This window comes from Rhizobacter sp., assembly GCF_046595475.1.
Classification (GTDB): Bacteria; Pseudomonadota; Gammaproteobacteria; order Burkholderiales; family Burkholderiaceae_C; genus Rhizobacter.
The window spans coordinates 1-16,170 of record NZ_JBKJOQ010000047.1 but is presented as its reverse complement, the minus strand read 5'-3'; the positions used below and the strand labels follow the sequence as shown (position 1 = coordinate 16,170).

Annotated in this window: 11 protein-coding genes; 5 read left to right on the top strand and 6 right to left on the bottom strand. The window is 66.4% G+C overall.

What is annotated here, in order from left to right:
• The first annotated feature begins 13 nt into the window (after positions 1 to 13).
• Positions 14 to 409: a hypothetical protein gene (locus AC30QB_RS09320; protein ID WP_489545933.1), complete on the top strand. Its 396-nt coding sequence runs from the start codon at positions 14 to 16 to the stop codon at positions 407 to 409.
• Here AC30QB_RS09320 and AC30QB_RS09315 read toward each other — a convergent pair.
• Positions 342 to 1,226 (bottom strand): helix-turn-helix domain-containing protein, encoded by an 885-nt coding sequence (locus tag AC30QB_RS09315; protein WP_489545932.1) that lies wholly within the window; start codon positions 1,224 to 1,226, stop codon positions 342 to 344. The genes AC30QB_RS09320 and AC30QB_RS09315 overlap by 68 nt on opposite strands.
• 95 nt (positions 1,227 to 1,321) lie before the next feature.
• The gene (locus AC30QB_RS09310) at positions 1,322 to 4,045 is read right to left on the bottom strand and encodes a hybrid sensor histidine kinase/response regulator (protein WP_489545931.1); all 2,724 of its coding nucleotides are present in this window, start codon (positions 4,043 to 4,045) and stop codon (positions 1,322 to 1,324) included.
• Between the two features lie 300 nt (positions 4,046 to 4,345).
• Here AC30QB_RS09310 and AC30QB_RS09305 point away from each other — a divergent pair, with 300 nt between their 5' ends.
• Positions 4,346 to 5,089, top strand: a complete 744-nt coding sequence (locus tag AC30QB_RS09305) for a hypothetical protein (RefSeq protein ID WP_489545930.1) — start codon at positions 4,346 to 4,348, stop codon at positions 5,087 to 5,089.
• A 34-nt stretch (positions 5,090 to 5,123) separates the two neighbouring features.
• On the opposite strand, the gene AC30QB_RS09300 is transcribed toward AC30QB_RS09305, so the two are convergent.
• Both AC30QB_RS09300 and AC30QB_RS09295 read right to left on the bottom strand, forming a co-directional pair.
• A complete protein-coding gene (locus AC30QB_RS09300; RefSeq protein WP_489545929.1) occupies positions 5,124 to 8,342 on the bottom strand; it encodes a hypothetical protein in 3,219 nt (1,072 codons plus the stop codon).
• 17 nt (positions 8,343 to 8,359) lie between these two features.
• Positions 8,360 to 10,255, bottom strand: coding sequence for a hypothetical protein (locus AC30QB_RS09295; protein WP_489545928.1), 1,896 nt, complete (start codon positions 10,253 to 10,255; stop codon positions 8,360 to 8,362).
• A gap of 279 nt (positions 10,256 to 10,534) precedes the next feature.
• Here AC30QB_RS09295 and AC30QB_RS09290 point away from each other — a divergent pair, with 279 nt between their 5' ends.
• A complete protein-coding gene (locus AC30QB_RS09290; RefSeq protein ID WP_489545927.1) occupies positions 10,535 to 11,428 on the top strand; it encodes a hypothetical protein in 894 nt (297 codons plus the stop codon).
• A 12-nt stretch (positions 11,429 to 11,440) separates the two neighbouring features.
• Here the strand turns inward: AC30QB_RS09290 and AC30QB_RS09285 are convergent, their stop codons facing one another.
• Positions 11,441 to 13,414 (bottom strand): sensor histidine kinase, encoded by a 1,974-nt coding sequence (locus AC30QB_RS09285; RefSeq protein ID WP_489545926.1) that lies wholly within the window; start codon positions 13,412 to 13,414, stop codon positions 11,441 to 11,443.
• Complete coding sequence (locus AC30QB_RS09280) at positions 13,380 to 14,063, bottom strand: response regulator (protein ID WP_489545925.1); 684 nt, start codon at positions 14,061 to 14,063, stop codon at positions 13,380 to 13,382. Before AC30QB_RS09280 ends, AC30QB_RS09285 begins: the two co-directional genes overlap by 35 nt.
• A gap of 273 nt (positions 14,064 to 14,336) precedes the next feature.
• Between AC30QB_RS09280 and AC30QB_RS09275 the strand changes: the two genes are divergently transcribed.
• Entirely contained in the window at positions 14,337 to 15,620 is a 1,284-nt protein-coding gene (locus AC30QB_RS09275) for a phospholipase D-like domain-containing protein (RefSeq protein WP_489545924.1), read from the top strand.
• Positions 15,621 to 15,790: 170 nt separating this feature from the next.
• Positions 15,791 to 16,170 (top strand): DUF1615 family protein (locus AC30QB_RS09270; RefSeq protein WP_489545923.1); only part of this gene is annotated, 380 nt, incomplete at its 3' end.

Below are 16,170 nucleotides of genomic sequence, written 5' to 3'. Positions count from 1 at the left end.
CTGGAGCGAACACATGAACCTGGACCCCAAGCAAACCAACGATGTCATCACGCGCTATCTGAGCATGTGGCATGAGCCCGACGCCGATCGGCGCCACGCGATCGTGCAAGGGCTGTGGGCCGACGACGCTGAGAACATCTCACGCCGCTTCATCGTGCGGGGCATTGCAGACATCATTCAACGCGTAGACCGCGCACACCTGGAATGGGTGCAAGCCAAGCGCTGCATCTTCCGGGCCACAGACCAGCTCGATGCCCACAACAACCTCATCATCTTTCCGTGGGAGATGGTGCCGCGAGACGGCGGGCAGGCCGAGGCGCGAGGCCAAGACGTCTTCGTCCTCAACGAGGCGGGGCGAATCCGATCGCTGTACCACTTTGCTGCGGCAGCACAGCCGGCGTCGGTGTGACAGAGCGCTCTGTCAGCACGCGCTTGGTCGCCGCATCGGCAGCGAAGAGCGTCTCGATCCGAATCTCTTGCAGGGTCACGTCGAGTGGCGTGCCCAGGGTCGCGATCGTCGTGAACAGATTCAACGCCAGATCGCCTCTGCGCAGGCGCACGCCGACCATCAGCGGCAGCGCCTCTACAGAGGTGGACGGCAAGGAGAGTTCCTTCCAGGCTTTATCAGCCTGCTCCAACAGGGTGGTGTCTACCGCGTCGCGCGTAGGCGCACTGCCCAGGTCGCGGCGCAGGCGGCCGAGCACCTTGCGTGCCACGTCTTCTCCGTTTTCAACGAACGGTTTCATGCCTTGCGGGTCGATGAGCAGCTGCGCCATGTTCAGCGGCGACGAAAACCGGGTGAGGTCCAGCGAAAACGTTGAGGTCAGCCAATGACCGGTCGGGTTCGCATCGAGGATGTCGTAACGCCGGTTGACGACAAAGGTCGGGTTCGGTTCGGTCGCCGTGAGCAAGAGCTGCAGTGCGTCGCGCACCGGCCCGAGCGCCGGCGCATCCAACGGCGTCTCTCGGTACAAGGGCGCATACCGCGCGGCCACCAGCCAGTGGTTTCGCTCACGCAAGGGCACGTCGAGTGCCTGGGCCAAGGTAAGCACCATGTCGCGACTGGGTTGCGCCCTCCCGGTCTCCAGGTAGCTGACATGGCGTGTGGAGACGTCGGCTGACAGCCCGAGCGCCATCTGGCTTTGCCCACGCAGCATTCGCCAATGCCTCAACACCGCGCCGAACGGGAAGCCTTGCGTGGGGGACGGCGCCTGCAACAGTTCCATGGGTCAAGCATAGGGAACGCAGCCTGGCGAGGCAATGACCTCAGAGGTCATGGCATGCATCTCACCTGTTGAGCTGTCGATGCTCCGCGACGCGATCACCCCGGAAACAGGCGATCCAGAGCGGCCAGGAAGGTGGCCAGGTGGATGGGCTTGGTCCAGTAGTCGGAGAAGCCGGCCGCTGTCGCGCGGGCGATGTCCTCGGGCATGGCGTTGGCCGACAGCGCAATACAGCGTATGCCCGCGGTAGAGGGCTGCGCGCGCAGCCGGCTCAACACTTCATGGCCATGGATGTCAGGCAACTGCATGTCGATCAGGATCAGGTCAGGCTGGGTTGCGTCGGCGCGCGCCACGCCCGCAAGCCCACTGGCCACCGATTCGATTTGCAGGCCCGCGTGGTGGCGAACCATCTCTTCGACCAGCAAGGCGTTGACAGGGTTATCTTCGATGTAGAGCACGCGACCCGGGCGATCAAGCCGTGCCACAGGCAAGACCTCGGGTGGCATCGCTGCAGCCTCTGCCGAGGGGGGCGGCGCCTCCTCAACTTCGACGGTCCCCACATGCAGCGGCAGGCGAACTTCGAAACGAGAGCCCACGCCAGGCGTGCTCTCCACCCGCACCGACCCGCCCATGCGTTCAACCAGGGCCTTCACGACAGACAGCCCGACACCGGCGCCTTCGATGCCTTCGTGCTCGACACCCAGGCGGTTGAACGGCTCGAACAGATGCGCCATCTGCTGGCGCGTCATGCCGCGCCCGGTGTCGGCCACCGTCAGCACCACTGAATTGCCGCCGTCTCTGTCGCGCGCGCTCACGCTGACATGGATGCGCCCGCGCGCGGTGTTGTACTTGACCGCGTTGCTCAGCAAGTTGATCACCACCTGACGAGCGCGAATCCGGTCGGCCCGCACGACCACATCGGTCTCGTCGACCTGGACGCTGACGCCGGCTTCACGGGCAGCCGGCTCGACCAGCGCCCAGGCTTCCTGCAACACATCACCCAAGCGCACCGGGCCCAGGGCCAGCCTCACCTCGCCGCTTTCCAGGCTCGACAGGTCAAGCACATCGTTGATCAACGACAGCAGGTGCTCACCCGCCGACAGGATGTGATCGACCTTCTGAAGCGACGCAGAGGCGGCCAGCTGAGGGTCCACCCGAAGCAGCTGCGCGAAGCCGAGCACTGCGTTCAGTGGCGTGCGCAGCTCGTGGCTCACGCGCGCGAGGAATTCTGATTTGGCCTGGCTCTCACGTTGCGCCACCAGCTTCTCCTGGCGCTCGGTCACGTCGATCGCAATGCCGAACTGCACAGCCCCTCCCTCGCGCGCCTCGTGGCGCGCCCGACTGACCAGCCAGCGCACCTCGCCGTCCGGCCGCACGATGCGGTACTCATGCTCCACGGTAATGTCTTCCGTGGCGAACAACTCGGCGTGCGCCGTGCGCATGCGTTCGCGGTCATCAGGGTGGACCACTTCGTTCAGCCACTCGGTGCGCCGCGGCACGCCCAGCGACCGCGGCCGCCCGATCATCTCGAACATTTGTGCGTTCCACTCGCCGCGCTCAAGGCCGGGCTCGCGGCTCCAGATGCCCAGCCCCGCGGCAGACGCCGCCACTTCGAGCCGCCGGGCCAGCTCCTGGGCGCGCCGGGTCTCGGCCACCTGCTCGGTGACGTCCAGCGCCACGCCCACGAACTCGATGGGCTCGCCATCGGCATTTCGCCGCACCACACGGCGCGTGAGCACATAGCGGTACGTCCCATCGGGCCGCCGGTAGCGCGCCTCCAGGTCCACGGGTCGGTCGATGTTCCGGGATTCGACGGCCGCGGCCATCGCGCGGCGAATGTCGTCCGGGTGGATCAGCGCACGCACTTCTTCGACGGCCAGGCCCTCGGGCCGCGGCGTGATGCCGAGCACCTCGAAGCTCTTGTCGTTGTAGTGGATTCGGTTGGTGCGAAGGTCACGCCGCCAAATGGCGATGTTGCCCAGGTCGACGGCCAGCTTGAGCTGCTCGCTCGTGGTGTTGAACGATTCGGCCAGCTCGTAGACCTCGGTGTCATCCACCATCACCCCCGTGATGATGTTCGGCGTGCCGTCGGGGCCGGCCTTCACCTCCCACTGCGCATGCACGTGGCGCCACTGCCCGCTGGGCGAGATGATCCGGTAGCGCTTGGCGTACTTGCCCGGTGTCTTGGCGGCCTCGCGGTAGTCCAACCCAGGGCGGTCGTCGAGGTGGATACGAGCCACAAACGTGTTGAAGTCGGGCGCGCCCTTGGCAGGGTCGAGGTTCCACATGCGGAACATGTTGGCGTCCCAGTGGCCAAGGCCCATCGGCAGTTCGCGCTCGAAGAGGCCGAGGCGGCCGAACTCCTGGGCACGCTCCAGACGCTCGCTGATCCGTGCCGTTTCGGCCCGCAAGCGCGTGAGCTCGGTGGTGTCGTGCATCGTCCAGAGCCAGCGCGCGTCGCAGCTTGGGTCGTGCAGCACTTCTTCATCGCGAAGCGGTCTCAGGCTCGCTTCCGCCGTGCGCGTCGCACTGTCGGCATCGCGCCAGCAAAGCTCGCTCAACTGCAGCGCTTGGCCTGCGAGCAAGGCATCGGCCAGCCGCCGAGCTTGCACGGGTTCGTGCTCGTTCAGCGCAAGCACTTGCGCAAGCGTCTGCGCAGCGGCAGCCTGCGCGTGCACGCCGACGGCCCGCAGCATGGCAGTGTTGACCCACAAGACGACACCCTGCCGGTCCAGCAGAGCCAACAGCTCCGTGCTGGCCTCCAGCAAGGCCGCCCACGCGGTGGTGGGCAGGGACAGCGGCAGAGGACTGCGAATCGCCATGCGCGAAAAATGTAAGTGAAAGTTACACGCTGAAGTCTAGCCAAGACACGGCCGGCGCCAGTCGTGGAATGCCCGCGCTTACCGGGCTTCCTTCACGGGTGGGGTCGCTTTAGGGCGACGCTGAATAAGTCCCCGCGAGGCGGCGCGCCTCGGTTTGGGATGGATTGCAAGGCGCAAAGCGCAGCGATACCCGCAGGTATCGCGAGCATTTGCAACGCCGCAGGACGCCCAAAGCGAGGATGCGCCGTTCGCGAGGGGCTTGTTCAGCGTTGCCTTAGCCGTCACGCTAAGCTCGGGCGAATGACACGCTTCGAGCCACAAGACAACGCGTCCGAGTTGGCGCCGCATCAGCACCGCTACACCTTAAGTGGCAGGTTGAGCAGCCTGCAGTTCCCACCCTTGTGTCCAAACTGCGGCAGCGCGGCCAAGAAGCCACTCACCTACGCCAAGGTTTTTCGCCAACCCGACTCCGACGGCCCCACGCGCTATGTCGTCACGTCGATCGCCGTGCCCTTCTGCGACACGTGTATTGCACGGCACCGTGCGCAGGAAGAGAAGCGCACCATGACGTCAGACCTGATCTCCAGCTTCGCGACGATGGACATGCTGGGCGCCGTTTTTCCGGCACTGGCTGCGCTGTTTCTTCTGTACCTGGCGCTCGGAGACCTGTTCCATGCCCGTGCCACGCGAGTGCTTGTGGAGCTGGGCATCGGTGCAGTGTTCGGCCTGATCGCGTGGGCGCAATCGCGCGCGGTCTGGGATCAGACCCAGCGCTTTCGAGTGCCGCCGCAGAGCGACGTGACGATCGCGTTCGACTTCAGCGACGACACCGCGTCTGCGTTTGAGTCGGCGCGCTTCATGTGCACAGTGCGCCATGCGGCGTTCGCAGATGCGTTCCGCGTGCTCAACGCCGGGCGCGAGTACCTGCCCAACAGCCCTCAGGCGCAAGCCGAGCGCCGCCGCTCGAATCGAATGCTGTGGGTCTTCGGTGCACTGCTCGCCGCGTTCGCGCTGTGGAGCGTGCTGCGCGATCTGTTCGGGTAACGGGCAGCCCTCAACGCGCTCAAACGCTCAGCCATCAGCGGGCACGGAAAACCTTCCCTTGAAAGTCCACGACCCACACCCGGCCATCGGGCGCGACGGCCACCTTGCGGATGTCGACCGAAGGTTGGGCAGGAAGCAAGGTCAGCGTGAGGCGGTCCCAGGCACGGCTGAGCGGGTTCCAGCGCACCGGCTGGCCCTGGCCGAAACCGACGGAGATCCAGCTCAGCACCGAGCCGTTGGCCCCGATGGCCAGGCAGCCGTTGGACGGGCCTATGCACACGTCGCCGGTGACGCTGGGCGCGGTGTGCAATTGAAAGCTCGCGCCGTCAAACTCGTAGACCTTGGGGCTGAAGCCCGCGACCACCCACACGTGGCCTGAGGGGTCGATCTCGACGGCAAAGGGTTGCGCGTTGATCTGCAGCGCATAGGGCACGAAACGGTTGGCCGCCACGTCGTACTGGAAGAGCTTCTTGATGGCAGGGCTGGTGGCCAGCACCAGGCCGTCGCGCCCAAAGGCGACATTGAAGTCTGTGAGCACGAAGGCGGCGTCGCTGGTCAGGCCCGGCACGGCCGACCAGCTTCGGTTGACGAAGCGCCACACCTTCACCGGGTCGCCGATGTTGGCCGGCACCTGCCACGCCCACAGCGTGTCGTCGGGTGCGAGTGCGGCACCCACGCCGGTGGGTGGGCTCGCCACGGGCGGAAAGGGCACGCTGCCGTCGGTGACAAACTTCTTGCGCTGCGGGTCGTAGACGAGCACGTTCCACGGCAGCGCGATGCCGTTGGTCTTGAGCACCACCACCTTGCCGCTGGCGCCGATGGCCAGCGCCCGCACGGTCATCGCGCCGCCGGTCCAGGTCACCTCGTCCATCACCAGGTTGCTGGTGAAGGTGAACACCGGCGGCGCATCAGGCGCGATGGTGTTGCCGCTGGCCGCGGCCAGGCCGAAGTCTTGCGACTCGTCGCGCTCGAAGAAGCCCGCGGCCCAGACCTCAAACTTGCCGTTCACGACCCAAGGCTTGCCGAGCGGGCCAACCGCCACCGCCGCCAGCGGTTCGGCGCCGGTGCGCAGCAGCTCGAAGCGCGCGTTGGACGGGTTCCAGCGCAGCAGGGCGTGGTTGGCGTCGACCACCATCACCGTGCCTTCGGGGCCAATGGCAATCTCGCTGGCGCGCTGCGGCAGCCGCTCGCAGGGGCCGCGCTCGCAGCGGCGCACGTAGCCATCGCGGCCTATGGTCCAGGGCCTGCCGGCAGGGTTGACGGCGAGCTTGAGCCCGGCCGGCAGCGTGCCGTTTTCGTCGGCATCGGTCACGCGCTCGAAGCGGTCGTCAGCCGGGCGGTAGCGCTGCAGCGCGTCGCGCTCGTCGGCGACCATCACGGTGCCGTCGTAGCCGATGGCGATGTCTTGCGCAACGATGTTGTAGACGCGCTGCCAGCGCAGGCCGTCGTGCCGGTAGACCTCGCCGCGGGTCGTGACGCCCCAGGGCCGGCCCGTCGGGGTGACGGCGATGCGCAGGGCCTGGCCGGGGAAGGAAAGGAAGGCGTTGCGCCGGTTGCTCCAGCGCGTGAGATTGCTGTCGAAGCCGGTGAGAAAGACGCTGCCCTCGGCGCCGATGGCGAGCAGGCGGCCGGTGCCGCTGAGTCGCTGGAAGCTTAGGGGAGCGTCCCGCCGGCCGGCCGCTGCACCACCGCCGCCAGGGGGCGTGGGCACTGCCGTGAGCGTGTCGTGTGCCACCGGCGTGCCGCCCGCGGGCAGGCTCACGCGCGGCACCTCGGTCGTGTCGGCCAGCATTGAGGCGAGCGCGAACAGTCCGCCCTGCGGGGTGGTGATCCACAGCCGGCCCGAGGGCCCGGCGCTGACCGTGGCGGCATCGCCGTTGAGTTGCACCCACTGCGCGGCCGAGGCGTCGAAGCGCCAGGGCCTGCCGTCCACACCGGCCACCAGCACGCGCCCTTCAGGCGCGATGCTGATGCCGCGGGCCGCAACGCCCGGCTGTCGCAGCCACGCCGCGCCGTCGTGCTGCCACACCTCGCCCTGCGGGTCGACGATCCACGGGTGGCCTAGCGGGTCGACCGCAAGCTGGCGCGCGTCGATGGCGGGTTGCACCGCAATCCACTCGTTGCGCAGCGCGTTCCAGCGCATGGGCAGGCCGTCGGCCTGCAACACCCACACTGCGTCGTCGGCACCGATGGCGATGTCGGTCGCCACGACCTCGCCGCCAACGGGGCGCCAGAAGTTGCCGCGGTACTGAAACACGCGTCCGTCACTGGCAACGCCCCAAGGCACGCCGGCCGGGTCGGCGGCGATGCGCTTGAAGCGGCCGGGCAGCGAGGTCCAGCGCTGCTGGCCACTCCAGGCCCAGACCTCGCCGCTTGCACTGCGCGCATAGGCCGCACCGTTGGCCGCACTCGCCACCTGCTCGGCATTGCCCTTCACGCGGCGCCATGGCAGCAACTCGCGAAACACCGGCGCCGGCCCGACCGGCCTCACGTCGCCGCGTCGCGTGTCGGGGTTTGCGGCCCACAGCGCGCCTTGCGGCGTGAGCACCCAGGGCGAGCCATCGGGCGCGGCGGCCACCGCGGCCACACCTTCGGCAAGCGCGAGCCACTGGCCCTGGAACGCGTCCCAGCGCTGCAAGACCCCTGCGCGCGTGACGATGTAAATGCGCCCGGCCGCGGCGGCGATGTCGAGCGCATCGCCAGGCAGTGCCGTCCACCCGAAGCCATTGAAGCGCTGCACCTGGCCACCCGCCTGCACCACCCAGGGCAGGCCGCGCTCGTCGACGGCCACGCGCCGCAACTCGCCGGGCGCAACCATCGCGGTGGGCAGGCCCGACCGCGCATCGAGCGAAAACAGACGGCCTTGCGCATCGATGGCGAAGCTGGCATCGCGCACGCCGGTGGCGACGTCGGTGGCGATGAAGTTCATCGGGCGCCACCAGGTGCCGTCGTAGCGCAGCAGCTGGCCGCCATCGTCGAGCGCCCAGGCGCGTGTGGCGCTCGATGCGGCCACGCGCACGAGCTGGCCGGGCAGGCGCGCCCAGGGCGCACGCGGGCCGGCGGGGCGACGGCGCCATACGTGGCCATCGAGCGCGACTGCGAACACCGTGCCGTCTTGCCCCACCGACAGCTGCGTCGCGGCGGCGCCCGGCACAGGCCGGAAGCCGGCCTCGGCCAAGGTGATGGCCCAGGCCACGGTCGTGGCACACAACCCGACCAGACCTGCAGCCAGCAGCGCGAGCACGCGCTTCACGACGGCTCCTCGCGCGCTCAGTTGAAGAGCTGCTTCACCGCGGCCACGAGACCGACTTCGCGCGAGCTGATGCGGCTGGCCGGGCCGATCAGGTCGCCGCTTCGGAACTCACGCATGAAGCTGCCGCGCTCGAGCTGGCGCGTGGCCTCGCCGATGTTGGGCACGGGCCGAAACCACGGGCGGTGCTTGTCTTCGAACTCGAGCATGGCCTTGTCGTCCTCGCCGAGCTTGGCGCGCTCGGCGTCGATGGCGGCGGCCGAGCGGTCGGTGTACTGCGCCCGGCGTGGCGTCACCAGGATCAGGATCGACTTGGTGTAGTTGCGCGTGACCGAGCGCGAGAACAAATACTTGAGCGCCGGCACGTCCTGCAGGCCCATCGTGCCGTCGCGGTCGCGGGTCTGGTCACGCTCCGACAAGCCCGAGAGGATCAGCGTCTCGCCGAACTTCATCACCACGTTGGCATTCACCATGGTCTTGGTGGTGTCGAGCCGGAAGTCAAACTTCACCGAGGTGCTGGGAATGGCGAGGAAGGTGCGCTCGGCGACGACGTTGAGCTTGAGCAGGTCGTCGGGCAGGAACTCGGGTGTGATGGACATCTTCACGCCCACTTCTTTCTGGATCTGCACCGCGCTGCCCTGCCCGCCAGACACCGCCGCGCCGACCACGTCGACACCCGAGAAGAAGGTCGAGGTCTGGTTGGCCAGCGCCACCAGCGTGGGCCGCGCCAGCACTTCGTTGCGCTTGGCGTTGGCGTTGGCGATGTTGAGGTCGTAGGTGAGCGCAGGAATGCCGATAAGGCGGGTGATGACGGTCGAGCTGGTGGACAGCCGCGGGTCGGTGCTGGCCGCTTCGCTGGTGGTGGCGGTGCTGCTGGTCGAGGTGCGGGTGAAGGCGCCGGTCTGCGTGATCGGGTTGCCGAACTGCAGCTTCAGGCCGTCGAGCAGATTGATGCCGACGGCGTCGGTGTTGTCTTCTTCGGTGCTCAGGATGATCACGTCGACCGAGGCCATCTGCTTGTCGACGAACTCGCCCGGGTCGCGCGGCTTGGGCGCCCCCGGGGCCGCAGGCGGGTTGGCGTCGGGCTTGTCGGCCCTTTCTGCCTTCTCGGGGGTGGCCGGCGTGCCGTCGGCCTTCTTCGCGAAACCGGCCGTTTTCACCATGCGGGCGCGGCTCCAAGCGTCGTTCCAGGCGGCGGCACGGGCCTCGACGAGAGAAGTCTCAAAGCTGTCGGTCGAGGTGGTACGCAGCTGCGCCAGCGAGGCCTGGGCTTCGTCGCGCTCGTCGAGTGCTGCATGCACCAACACGGCCGCGCGCAGGGCGTTGGGCTGTGTAGCCGCGACCGGGCTCAAACGACGCAGGCCTTCGAGCGCCGCGGCCGCGGTGCGTGGGTCGTGGTTGTTGTACGAAGCCACGGCCAGGTCGTAGAGCAACTCCGCTCGCTCACCGGCATAGAGGCCGGCGGCGAGAAAGCATTTTTGCGCCTGAGCGTAGTCGCGCTGACCCATGGCCAGGTGGCCCGCGTAATAGCGCGCCAGCCAGTTGGAGGAATCGAACTGCACCGCCGCCTGGAAGCCTTGCTCGGCCAACGGCAGCAGGCTGCTCTCGCCGGTGATGGCGCGCATCTGGTACGCCACCGCATTGAGCAGGTGCAGGTAGGAGTTGGTCATGTCGGTTTTCACCGCCAGGTTGAAGAACTCCGAGGCGCGGCGGTAGTCTTTGGCGTCGAGCGCCACCAGCCCTTCCATGGCGATCTGCCGCGACGTGGTGTTCACCTTGTTGAGCGGCACCTCGGCCACCAACCGGGTGTTCGGCATCAGGTCGGCCAGCGCCGCCGGCAGCTTGCCCGCGTCGCCTGGCGTGGCGCAGCCTTCAATGAGGCCTGAGGCACAAGCCGCGAGCAGGGCCAGAGACAAACGCCGGAGCGGGCGACGAGCGGCGCAGTGATGCATTCGGAACGACCTCATGGGTAAGCGACAGAACGAGAGAAAGCGGGCACAGCAACCCACGCGCGCTGTCGTGCGACCGCGCGCGACGCCGATTCTCTAAACGACGGCCGTGTTCGTCTGTAGCTACGGATAGCGACATCGCCGGCGGCAGCAGCGCCACAGAATTCCCGCGCGCCTTCGCAAGGCCGCCGTGCCCGCTCCTTCAACGGGTTCGTCAACCCCACCCATCATCTCCAGGAGAACCCCGTGAAGTTCACGCCCCCGCTGTCTGCGCTCACCGCCGCGCTCGTTCTTTTCACCAGCGCCCCGGCGCAGGCCTACACGCTGTACTACGACGACGACAGCAGCGGCAATTTCGTCATGCGCACCGTCACCGATGACGACAAGGAGACCGTGGGCAAAGAGACCTTCGAGCTGAAGAAGATTCGCGTGTGGGTCTTCAAGAAGAAAGAGGACTACCCGAAGATGCTGAGCGAGATCCAGAAGAAAACCAAGAAAATCGAGAAGTGGACCGATGCAGGATTCGCCGCCATCGACGTGACGGGCGGCGTGGTCGGCGGCGTGGTCGGCGGCGTGCTGGGTGCAGCAGCAGGCATACCGACAGCGGGCACAGCATCGGCCTTTTTGGCCGGTGCCGGCGCCGGCTTGGGTGGCGCAGCAGGCGGCGCGCTGACGACCGTGACCACCATGACGATCCAGAAGACCATCGACCCGGCCAAGCTGATCGCGCGCAGCGTGAAGCACGACATCGAGGACAAGTACACCCTCAACTACGGTGACGTGCAGCCCGGCAGCGTGATCAGCGAGCGCATCAAAGACAAGCACGACAACATCTACATCGTGCTCACCGCGCACGGCGACAAGACGGTACCGCTGCTGCAGTTCACGATGAAGAACACCGGCACCGCAGCCTTCTCGATCAACAAGGACGACAAGGGTGCCTTGGTCGCCGAGCTGATGGGCCACGATGGCGAGGTGCTGATGGAAGGCTCGTTCTCCAAGGAAGACTGGAAGCAGCTACCCAAGGAGCAGCGCGAGAAGATCAAGCAGAACGAGAAGGACTACCGCAAGGCCGTGAAGGCCGAGCACAAGCGGCACAAGGATCTCGCGAAGTCGTTGGCCAAATCGAAGAAGGCTTGACGGCTCAAGTGATCAGGTCGGCATGGGTGCGGCCAAGGGCGGCTGCGCCGTGGCCGGTGCTGGCTGCTGCAACGGCAGCCAGAGCCTGAACCGCGTGCCGCCGCTCGGGTCTGTGCTCCACGACACCGCGCCACCGACGGCGCGGGCACGTCGCTGCATGTTGCGCAGACCGCGGCCCGCGGTCGACATCAACGCGTCGAAGCCGGCGCCGTTGTCCACCAGTTGCACGAAGACACCCTCGCATTCTCGGCCGGTGGAAACACGCACCTCGCTCGCACCAGCATGCTTGATCACGTTGGTGAAGGCCTCTTGCACGATGCGCAGCACGTGCAGCGAACTTCGCGGGTCTAGCCAACTCAGTGCTGGCACGTCTGACACTTCCCAACGCAGCCGCAGGCCGCTGCCCTCAAGCCGCGGTGCGAGCCGGAAGCGCAATGCCGCCAGCAGCAGAAGCAGATCGGCATCGACCGGCTCCAACGAGTCGACGGTGAGCTTGAGATCGTCTATGCATTCCCGCAGCACCTGCGCCACCTGGGCTTCTGTGAGGGCACCTGATTCGGCCACCTTCAACGCCGTCATCAACTGCGAACCCATGCCGTCGTGGATGTCTTGCATCAGCCGCTGCCGTTCCTGGGTCAGCGTTTCTCGTTGCTCGATGCGACGCATGCGTTCATAGGTGACGGCGAGCTCATCTTCACGCTCGCGCAGACGCTGTTCGAGCCGCTGGTTGGCCTGCTCGACCTCATCGACGGCACCGGTGTAGCGGCTGAGGATGATGTAGATGAACAGCAGCAGCCTCGCTATAGTCGAGATCGGCCAGAAGTAGTAGCCCTCGGGGCTGATGAGGCTGCTGTGCAGCAGCCAGTCGTGCAGAGCGACCGGCACGTGCACCAAGCCGACAGAGGTGGCGAGAATGCCTTCGCGCCCGCCGTGCTTCCAGGCAAACCACGCCAACACGAAACCGGCCGGGATACCGGTGCTGATGGTCACCAAGTAGGCCAGCGGGGCGAATGCGTCGATGCGGGGGTACACCGCCAGCGGGGGCAGCGTGACGATGGCCGACAGCGTCAGCAGCGTCAGCAGCCCTCGCCCGAGCCAGCGCGGCAGGCCGGGCACCAAGGTGCCAACAAAGAAATACCAGGTGAGCAGCAGCGCGTTGGACGAGGTGATGGTCATCCAGCCGAACCAGGCAGGCGGGATCGGCAGCGGCTCGTTGCCGACATGGAAATGCAGGCTGCGCAGCACCCAGACGAAGGCGAACAACGAGAAGTAGAGGTACACCCGTTCGCGCCGACGCATCAACCACACGGCGAACGCGTAGGCGCTCAGCCCCAAGACGATGATGCTCATCGCCTGCGTCACGCCCGTCTGCAACCACCTGCGCCATTGGTAACGCGGCAACAGCGCCTCGGCAGAGCCCACCCACAGTGAAGAGACGGCCCCACTCGCGCTCGCCAAGCTGTCGATGCGCAGATACAGCACTTTCGGCAATGGCTGCGTGCCCTCGGTGTCCAGAGCCACCCACAGCGGGTGGTTGAAGCCGTTCCACAGCGGGTCGCCACGCGAGCGGTACACCAGCTTCTCGTCGCCGTAGACCGCGATCTGCCCCTTGGCCTGCCAGCGCGGCACATACAACACCGTGCCACCGGAAGAGGGCGTCAGGTTGGCGAGCGACACCTGCAGCCAAGTGACAGTCTTGACTTCGGCCGAGGCCTTGTCGCGGGCCCCACGCGGCAGCGCGTAAGGCAGCGCCGCGCTTGCCCACTCGCCTGCATTCACGGCTGGCAAGTCGAGCACATGCGCCGGCGCTGCGAACGAGCCGCCCGCCACGGTCTTGACCCGGGCTACGGCGACATGCCCCTCGCCGGGCCCTTCTCCGGTCGCGAGCCAGAGGCCGCCGAGCACGGCGAGGATCGCAAGCGCTGCCAGCACACCCCAGAGGGCGGGGCGCCTACGACGCCAGAAGGCCTTGGCGTCGAGCTTCATCAATGGCTTCTATCTGCGAGCGCACTTCGAGCTTGGCGTAGATGCGCCGTACGAAGCTCAGCACGGTGTTGCGGGAAATGCTCATCAGGCCAGCGATTTCTTCGTAGGTGAAGCCTTTGGTCACGTACTGCAGCACCTGCGTCTCTCTGCCTGACAGCGACACGAGCGCCTGGCCCGATGCGTCGGCCACGGTGGGGGCAGGGATCGACTCAGGGCGAAAGACCCCCAGCAGCTTGCGGGCGATCAGCGGGCTGATCGGGCTGCCCCCCGCGTGAACGGTACGCAGTTCGTGCGTGATCCCTTCGGGGGAGCTGTCTTTCAGCACGTAGCCAGTGGCACCTGCGGCCAGGCATTGCATGACGTGGGCCTCGTCTCCGAACACAGTGCTCACCAACATGTTGCAACGAGGCCAACGTTGCAGCGCAGCCCGCATCACATCGATACCCGAGCCATCGGGCAGGCCGAGATCGACCAACAGCACATCAGCGGGAGGCTGGTCGAGCAGCCTCAGGCCTTGCTCGCGCGTTTCTGCGACGCCGAGCAATTGCATGTCGGGCGCGGCGCGGATGGCCGCGCTGAAAGCGTCGCGGAAATGCGGGGAGTCTTCGACCAGGGCCACGCCGATGAGAGAGTCAGGAAGGGGAGCCATGGAAAAGCAAAGTGCGCGCCGGGCGCGACGGTAACAGGGGATCTCTGCGAATTAGAGCAGCGTCGTGTGCCTGATTCCATGGGAGTTTCTGTTGACTTGTACACAGCGCGAACAGTTGGCAACCCGGCGACCCACGGCTTCGGGTGAAGCGGCCCATGGCCCCGTCTGCCCGTCAGAATCGGTCGGGCATCGAGCCCAAGCCCAGCGGGTGCGCCGCGCATGCTGATCGCCATACGGTACAAAGCGGCCTTGATCTCAACGAGAGCATGAACGATGAGCGACCCGATCTGGACTGATATCTTCGTCTACGTTGCCGCGGGCGCGGTGTTCGGCGTCGTGCTGTTGGCGCTTGCCATCTGGTCCATCCGGCGTCACCACGCTCCGAAGCTCGAAATCGAGAGCGCCGCGCCGATTGACCAGTTGATCCACTCACTCGCCGGGCTGAGCTTGAGCACCGTGGTGCCGGGCAACTCGGTTGCCGTGTTGGAGAACGGCGAGTTCTTTGACGTGCTGCTGCGGCGCATCGCGGCGGCACAGTACTCGGTGCACTTCGAGACATTCCTGTGGAAGGACGGCGTGCTGGGTCAACGCCTGGCCGACGCGCTGTGCGAGCGCGCCCGCGCCGGCAAGCAGGTGCGAGTGATGCTGGACGCGGTGGGCTCCAAGGAAGTCGGCAAGGCCGTGGTGCAGCGCTTGCGGGACGCCGGTTGCGGGGTCGAGTTCTTCCACGAATGGGCCATACGCAACCTGGGCGTGATGAATGACCGCGACCACCGAAAGCTGTGCGTGATCGACGGGCGAGAAGCCTTCGTCGGCGGCCATTGCATCGTCGACACCTGGCTCGGCGACGCGCAAGACCACGAGCACTACGGCGACCTGAGCGTTCACCTTCATGGCCCGATCGTCAACAGCGTGCAGGCCGCCTTCAGCGAAAACTGGACCGGCAACACCGGCGAAGTGTTCGTCGGTGACGATGTTTTCCCCGCCCTGCAGCCGGCCGGTGAGGTGTCGATCCACGCCGCCTACCTCAAACCCGTGGGCTCGGCGCCGGCGGTGAAGCTGCTGCACCACACCGCCATCTGCATGGCGCGCAAGTGCATACGCATTCAGAACCCATACTTCATTCCTGAACCTGAGGCGATCGACGCCTTTGGGCGGGCGGTGGCGCGCGGGGTCGACGTGCGGGTGATGATGCCCTCTACCGGCGGCTCGGACAACCCGATGGTGCAGCACGCCGGGCACCGCAACTTCGAGAAATTGCTGCGCTGCGGCGTGCGCCTGTTCGAATATCCGCATACGTTGCTGCACCAGAAGGTGATGACTGTCGACGGCATATGGAGCGCGATCGGTTCGAGCAATTTCGACGACCGCTCGTTCGAGACCAACGACGAAATCACGATCGGCATCGTCGACGCGGCGACCGCACAACGCCTCGACGCCGTGTTCGAGAAATATGCGCCGCAATGTCATGAAATCGAGCTCGAGGCATGGCGCAAGCGCGGCCTGTGGCACAAGCTGAAGGACAACGCTTATTACTTGATCAACGAGCTGCTTTGATGCGCCAGCGTCATCGATAGGCTGCCAGCTTAGCCACCGAGTACCGCTGTCACGAAGATCACTGCGACGCCGAGCGTCAGTTGCCCGAGGCCGCGGCAATTCGCGCCAGTATCGACTCCGCTCGGGTCAAGGTATCGCGCTGAGTCGCCACGGCAGGATAAGCTCGCACCATGCACACGCTTCGTTCCATTGTGTCGGCCGCAATCATCGGCGGCACGCTCCTGCTCGCCGGCTGCGCGGTCGAGCAGCAGGTAGTGCGACCGCAAGCGTCGCCAGACCAGGTGCGCGCGCAGATCGTGGCATTGATGCCGCCGAAGACCGCTGATCGCGCGGGCTGGGCGGCCGACATCTATGCCGCATTTGCTGTGCATCGAATCGAGCACAGTGCCGAAAACATCTGCTCGGTGCTCGCCGTAGTCGAGCAGGAATCGACCTATCGAGTCGACCCGTCGGTACCAGGTCTTGGCAAGATCGCCTGGGCCGAAATCGATCGCAAGGCGGAGCGCGCCGGCATCCCGAAGTTGCTGGTGCGGGCTGCGCTTCAACTCAG

Excerpts from the sequence above, each read along its gene's own strand:
- AC30QB_RS09285 (WP_489545926.1), bottom strand. The coding sequence starts at position 13,414 with ATGAAGCTCGACGCCAAGGCCTTCTGGCGTCGTAGGCGCCCCGCCCTC.
- AC30QB_RS09275 (WP_489545924.1), top strand. The coding sequence starts at position 14,337 with ATGAGCGACCCGATCTGGACTGATATCTTCGTCTACGTTGCCGCGGGC.
- AC30QB_RS09315 (WP_489545932.1), bottom strand. The coding sequence starts at position 1,226 with ATGGAACTGTTGCAGGCGCCGTCCCCCACGCAAGGCTTCCCGTTCGGC.
- AC30QB_RS09320 (WP_489545933.1), top strand. The coding sequence starts at position 14 with ATGAACCTGGACCCCAAGCAAACCAACGATGTCATCACGCGCTATCTG.
- AC30QB_RS09305 (WP_489545930.1), top strand. The coding sequence starts at position 4,346 with ATGACACGCTTCGAGCCACAAGACAACGCGTCCGAGTTGGCGCCGCAT.
- AC30QB_RS09280 (WP_489545925.1), bottom strand. The coding sequence starts at position 14,063 with ATGGCTCCCCTTCCTGACTCTCTCATCGGCGTGGCCCTGGTCGAAGAC.
- AC30QB_RS09310 (WP_489545931.1), bottom strand. The coding sequence starts at position 4,045 with ATGGCGATTCGCAGTCCTCTGCCGCTGTCCCTGCCCACCACCGCGTGG.